Source organism: Bradyrhizobium sp. (genome assembly GCF_049586575.1).
Classification (GTDB): domain Bacteria; phylum Pseudomonadota; class Alphaproteobacteria; order Rhizobiales; family Xanthobacteraceae; genus Bradyrhizobium.
The window spans coordinates 1-4543 of sequence record NZ_JBAVCF010000554.1; the positions used below are offsets into that span (position 1 = coordinate 1).

The window sequence follows — 4543 nt, forward strand, 5'->3', positions numbered from 1 at the left end:
TGCTGATGCGCAACAGCAATACCGGCTCGTTCGAGGTCTATGACATCGCCAACAACACCATCACGTCCGCGGCGTCGATGGGGCAAGTCGGCCTGGAATGGCGGGTCGCGGGCTTTGGCGATTTCTCGGGTCATGCCGGCGAAACCGACATGCTGATGCGCAGCAGCAACAACGGCGCATTCGAACTTTACGACATCAGCCACAACGCCATCACCTCATCCGCCGCCATGGGGCAGGTAGGCCTGGAATGGCAAATCGCGGGCTTCGGCGACTTCTCCGGCAACGCCAATGAAACCGACATGCTGATGCGCAACAGCAATACCGGGATGTTCGAACTTTATGACATCGGCAAGAACGCAATTACGGCGGCGGTGCCTATGGGCCAGGTGGGGCTCGAATGGTCGGTTGCCGGCATATCAGCCGGCAGCGCTGGCGCACCGCCAAGTAGGCAGCTCAGCGGTACTGCCGTCGACCCGGCGGCCGCCGCGCCAAGCAGCACCACTGCGCAACTCACTCAGGCGATGGCGTCGTTCACGCCGGGTGGCGGCGCGCCCGACGTTACGTCGCTGCTCGCCCGGGCTCCGGGGCCGGAAGCCACAAATACGACTAGCTCTTTGGCCGCAACCAATCATCCCCAGGCGATTTCGTAGCGGAGACCCGGATCCTGTCGTCGCCCGGCCTCTCTTGGCCTATCGGGCCATGAGGCTGCCCTCGCCAGTTCACGTCACCCAGTCCGCACCACGTCGGCTTCGCCGCAAGTAAAACATCATTGTTTCCACTATAGGTCCAGCGGTAGGAGCCGAGCTGGGAAAGCACGAACGAAGGATGTGTCTTGTTGCAGCTACGCACGGCAGTCCGGGGACAAAAGACCCGGCGACTGAAAACGAAGCCTGTTGCACCAGACTATGTTCCGCCGATCCGTCAGCGCCGGTAGCGATATGTTCGGCGGAACGGTCCTCCGCCGACGCGGCTTGAATTCCCACAGGAAAATCGGCAAGCCGCCCGGTAACCCATGGAGGCACCCACGACGCGATTTCTAGTCTAGTTCGCCCTCCCCTCGCCTTGCATGATCTTTTCGATCGCCTTGGCCAGAGCTCGCCCCGCAAGGCGCGACTGCGACATGATGTAATGGTTCTCTGTCGGGCCGAATGTTGAGTGACCTAACAGGTCTTTGACTCCGCGCACATTCGCGGGGTCGCGCATTGACCACAGCGTCGCGGCGGCATGCCGAAACCGGTGCAGGTTGATCGGGAAGCCCAGACCCTGCGCGGTGCGCCGGCGCACAGCCGCATAGATCATCAGATCGCCGATTGGACCTCTGCTCGACGCCCAAAGATACTGGTGCGCTCCGCTGCCCGGAATGCGAGAGCGGACTTTGTTCACATAAACATCAATGCGCTCGGACAACTCTCCTTCGAGCGAGAATTCGAGCGGACGTTTAGTCTTTATGTCTTCGGCCGGAATATCGAGGGTCCAGGCCTTTCCGAAGCGAACAAGATGTTTGCCGATCTGCAAGACAGCAAGTGTGCGGCGCCGCAATGGCACGAGCGCGAGCAGCGCAATAATTAGACCATCACGATATGCAGTCTGATTTCGCCTGGACATGCCAGTTATGCCGCTCATCATCGCACGGTCCATCAGTTCGATTCCGAGCGCATAGAGCGTTTCGCTGGTAACCAGATGATATTTCTTTGGCATTGGTTTTGCCTGCGCTCGAACGCGCTTACTGATTACCGGCAGCCAAGACCAGTCTTCGCCCGGACAGATGTATCGAAGTGCCAACCATAAATGATGGAGGTAGTTGGCAACCGTCACACCCCCGCACGTTGGCGGTTGCGATTTGACGTAGCCCTCAATTGTCTTTCGACTGACGCGTTCGGCCGGGGCTAGATCGAGCAAGCTCTCGTGTTCGGATGCGATAAAAAAGAGGAATTTCGCATAGGCGTATTGCAATTGTCGCCGTGTCCTGTCCGCCAGATGGGCGGCAGGACAGTCGTCGAACAGATCGGTTCCCGACTCAAAGGCTACGGCCCAGAGAGCGCGATCTGCCTCCGGCCACTCCGCGTAGGGGAGATAGAGTCCCATCACGCGCCTCGCCGCAGATGCGCCGACCGAGAACTCCGCGGCGACGCTTGGTTCGCCGCCGGGCGCGCCGACTTCCGACTCGCGTCGGCGAGAGCCTCTTCGACGAGGCGCTGGTGATGCCGACCCGCACGCCTGCTGTCGAAGCCGGCATACGCATTCACCGCCGCCCGCTGGGTATTGCCCAGCAATTGCGCAACCGCCTCGAACTGACCTGGGTAAGCATCAAGCGTCAACTTCGCGCTGATGTGACGAAATTGATGGGGAGAGAGGACGATGCCTGCTCTCCTCAGATAGACCCTGATCGTCCAGGCGACCGTCGCTTGAGTTTTCGCGCTACCATCAGCATTGACGAATAGCCGATCGGGCCGATGGCCAAGGATCTTAGGCGCAATGCGATTGCGGTACTCGATCAACATCTTGGCCACATGCCGGGGGATATCGAAGCCTACGTCTCTTCGGTTTTTCACCTCGCTCGGTGGCAATTCCAGGCTGGAAATCGCGCCCCGTCCTTCGTGCAAGAACAAATGCACGTCGAAGGCAAGCGCTGTCAGATTTTTCATCCTAATCGGCATGTAGGACAGGATGGCGATCGCAAGCGCCGCGTGCGCCTTGACGAGGGTTCGGAAGTCGGGCTTGGCGTCCCGCTTCACTTCGGCCCAAAGTCGATCGGGAAGGTTGTAAAGCCGTTGTAACACGGCCGGGTCGTCGAATTGGCGCAGGACACGCTTATTTTTGGTGGTGAGCCCCGGCATCGGCTTCGGTACCTTGCCGGCGAGTCGAGTCAGTTCCTTCAATCGGGCCGGATCAAGCTTCACCCAGTCACGGCCGACCTCTACAAGCATTCGAGCCAGCTCGGCGTTGAATATGTTTTCGCGGCCGCCGACCATCTCATGGCGACGGCGCAAGATACGTTTGAAGTTTTCGAGCGAGACAAGATCGGCAAGCGATCTGATCTCCTTCGTCGCCATCCCGCTCTCTAGCAGCGCGGTGACGGCAGCGTGAATCTCATCCCGACGCAGCCGAAGGGTCTCGGGTGCCAGCGCGCGTGGACGGGCATCGGTCGCGAACACATCGATGCCAGCGCACCATGCGAGATAGTCATCGGCGTCCTTGCAGAGTGTGCCGGCGAGAAGGCTCCAGGCGATCCTCTTGGCCGGATCGCGGAACGAAGGGACTTTTACCCGCTGCAAATTGAAGTCTGACCGCGTCGCGGCCTCGTTCCAGATCAATGCTACCGTTCGGTGCAGACCATTCGGCTTGCGATGCAGCGAGCCCTTACGCACAGCGGCGATGAAGCCCTCGATAACAGCATCATCGACCTTTTCGGGTTCGATCCCATTGGCGCTCGCATACCGCGCTAGGCGCGACAGGCCGATATGCTGCCGACGCGTTGCCAACTTCGCCATCAGCGCTTTCCAGCTGCGGCTCAGCGGTGCGTTCGCGATGCCCAGAACTGGCTTAAACTTGCTCGCCTTCACCGCCGCCATGAAATTCGATCGGACATTGCTTAGGCTCTTCGGGCTGACGCCGACCGCAATCGGATTGACGGTCGCCAACTTGGCGCTGATGGCGGCGAGATCGAGCGGAATGCGGCTCGGATCGTCGCCAAGCAAGAGCGCGATCCGTCTGACGGAAGAGCACAAGTCGCGCCAGCGGATTTCGGAAAGGCCGTCACGTCCCTCAAGGGCGAGGAGGACATCGCTGAGAGTCTTCTGGCCATCGCCGATTCGGCCGCGGGTTTTGACTGCTTGGGAGTGGATCTTCATGGCTTTTCTCTCCTTACTCTCGGGACTGCCATTACTCTCGGGACTGCCATTTTCGGGACTGCCACGGCCGGTCACGGGATGACCCTTGACGACAGTGGCGGATATTCGGGAATACTGCAACCACGTAATGTCGTCATGTATGGATAGAGAGTAGTCCCGAATAACAATAAAATATTGACTCCGAATGACATTGCGTGACTCGCGGACTCCATGATTAGCCCCGTCGGTGTAGAGCCAAAAAAGCGCGGAGATCGGATTCGGCAATGCGCACAACGCTGACGACAACGTGGGCGACAAGCTGACCGCTATCGATCCAGCGCCGTACAGTCCGGGTTGAGACGCGCAGCATTTCAGCGACTTCGCTGATCGTGAAAAACTGAATCTGATAGCGCCGCGCACGACCACCTGTCCGATTAGAACCCGAGACTTCTGAGTCTGAGGGCAGCTGCCTCATTTGCCTCCCTCCGGTGCAGGGGAAGCTGCGAGCTGCCGTTCGATGTAGCGCCGAATGCTAGCAACGGTAATTTTTCGCGACCGGCCGTCTTTGTAGCTTTCGAGTTCGCCGCAGGCGATGAGCTCGTAGCCGCGAGTGTTGCCGCAGCCGAGCATTCTCCAAGCCACCTTCGGCTTGACTACAAGGGGTTCAATCTCGGTCGACGCACGAGGAGTAGCGGACATTGACTGCTCCGGCT

The 4543-nt window shown here is 59.5% G+C and carries 5 protein-coding genes; 1 reads left to right on the forward strand and 4 read right to left on the reverse strand.

The features are described 5' to 3' along the window. Positions 1 to 650: hypothetical protein (locus WB528_RS20920; protein ID WP_423890318.1), on the forward strand; the 650-nt coding region annotated here is incomplete at its 5' end. Between the two features lie 391 nt (positions 651 to 1041). On the opposite strand, the gene WB528_RS20925 is transcribed toward WB528_RS20920, so the two are convergent. From WB528_RS20925 to WB528_RS20940, 4 genes are all read right to left on the reverse strand, one after another. After that, entirely contained in the window at positions 1042 to 2085 is a 1044-nt protein-coding gene (locus tag WB528_RS20925) for a hypothetical protein (protein WP_423890319.1), read from the reverse strand. Next, positions 2085 to 3926, reverse strand: coding sequence for a hypothetical protein (locus WB528_RS20930; RefSeq protein ID WP_423890320.1), 1842 nt, complete (start codon positions 3924 to 3926; stop codon positions 2085 to 2087). The genes WB528_RS20925 and WB528_RS20930 overlap by 1 nt, the downstream gene beginning before the upstream one ends. Before the next feature lie 139 nt (positions 3927 to 4065). Next, positions 4066 to 4305: a helix-turn-helix domain-containing protein gene (locus WB528_RS20935; RefSeq protein WP_423890321.1), complete on the reverse strand. Its 240-nt coding sequence runs from the start codon at positions 4303 to 4305 to the stop codon at positions 4066 to 4068. After that, the coding region (locus tag WB528_RS20940) for a hypothetical protein (RefSeq protein ID WP_423890322.1) at positions 4302 to 4543 on the reverse strand (242 nt) is incomplete at its 5' end. The genes WB528_RS20935 and WB528_RS20940, both read right to left, overlap by 4 nt.